Below are 1,066 nucleotides of genomic sequence, written 5' to 3' on the forward strand. Positions count from 1 at the left end.
GTCGTCTGGTGACGATAGCCAAGTGGTCACACCCGTTCCCATGCCGAACACGGAAGTTAAGCACTTGAACGCCGAAAGTAGTTGGGGGCTTCCCCCTGTGAGGATAGGACGTTGCCAGGCATACTTTTTTAATAAAGTATTTGACAATTTTGACTGATTGATATAGTATTATAGAAGTCGTCAAGTTACCACGGTCCTGTGGTGTAGCGGTTAACATGCCTGCCTGTCACGCAGGAGATCGCGGGTTCGAATCCCGTCAGGACCGCCATTTTTATTTACCGAAAATTTTTAGTATGGCTTTGTAGCTCAGTCGGTAGAGCAGAGGACTGAAAATCCTCGTGTCGGCGGTTCGATTCCGTCCAAAGCCACCATTACACCTGCCGGTGTAGCTCAGCTGGTAGAGCAACTGACTTGTAATCAGTAGGTCGCGGGTTCGACTCCTGTTGCCGGCACCATCTTAATATGGCGGTTGTGGCGAAGTGGTTAACGCACCGGATTGTGATTCCGGCATTCGTGGGTTCAATTCCCATCAGTCGCCCCATTTTATTTTAACTTAATACTATTTGTGTCATTAGCTCAGTTGGTAGAGCATCTGACTTTTAATCAGAGGGTCGCAGGTTCGAATCCTGCATGACACACCATTTTTTTATGCGGGTGTGGCGGAATTGGTAGACGCGCTAGATTTAGGATCTAGTGTCTTTGACGTGGGGGTTCAAGTCCCTTCACCCGTACCATTATATGTATGCGGAAGTAGTTCAGTGGTAGAATACGACCTTGCCAAGGTCGGGGTCGCGGGTTCGAATCCCGTCTTCCGCTCCAATTTTTCATCTAAGAAACATCAAATAGCATAATTTGCGGTCGTGGCGGAATGGTAGACGCGCTAGGTTGAGGGCCTAGTGGTGGCAACACTGTGGAGGTTCAAGTCCTCTCGACCGCACTTATTATGCACCCTTAGCTCAGCTGGATAGAGTACTTGACTACGAATCAAGGGGTCGGGAGTTCGAATCTCTCAGGGTGCACTTTTCGGGAAGTAGCTCAGCTTGGTAGAGCACTTGGTTTGGGACCA

At 49.1% G+C, this 1,066-nt stretch carries 9 tRNA genes and 1 rRNA gene; all 10 read left to right on the forward strand.

The features are described from left to right. Positions 1-4: 4 nt before the first annotated feature. The 10 genes from rrf (at position 5) to R7V76_RS16650 (ending at position 1,019) form a co-directional block, all read left to right on the forward strand. A 5S ribosomal RNA gene (gene rrf, locus R7V76_RS16605) occupies positions 5-120 on the forward strand. A gap of 72 nt (positions 121-192) precedes the next feature. Further along, positions 193-268: transfer RNA gene (locus R7V76_RS16610), tRNA-Asp, on the forward strand. Between the two features lie 27 nt (positions 269-295). Continuing rightward, a tRNA-Phe gene (locus tag R7V76_RS16615) sits at positions 296-371 on the forward strand. 8 nt (positions 372-379) lie between these two features. Then, a tRNA-Thr gene (locus R7V76_RS16620) sits at positions 380-455 on the forward strand. Positions 456-465: 10 nt separating this feature from the next. Beyond that, positions 466-541: transfer RNA gene (locus R7V76_RS16625), tRNA-His, on the forward strand. Positions 542-565: 24 nt separating this feature from the next. Next, positions 566-641, forward strand: a tRNA-Lys gene (locus tag R7V76_RS16630). 9 nt (positions 642-650) lie between these two features. After that, positions 651-734: transfer RNA gene (locus R7V76_RS16635), tRNA-Leu, on the forward strand. A 10-nt stretch (positions 735-744) separates the two neighbouring features. Further along, positions 745-819: transfer RNA gene (locus R7V76_RS16640), tRNA-Gly, on the forward strand. Between the two features lie 35 nt (positions 820-854). After that, positions 855-937, forward strand: a tRNA-Leu gene (locus tag R7V76_RS16645). A gap of 8 nt (positions 938-945) precedes the next feature. Then, positions 946-1,019: transfer RNA gene (locus tag R7V76_RS16650), tRNA-Arg, on the forward strand. Positions 1,020-1,066: the final 47 nt, after the last annotated feature.

It is taken from the genome of Exiguobacterium artemiae (assembly GCF_033342815.1).
GTDB classification, from domain to species: Bacteria; Bacillota; Bacilli; order Exiguobacteriales; family Exiguobacteriaceae; genus Exiguobacterium_A; species Exiguobacterium_A artemiae_A.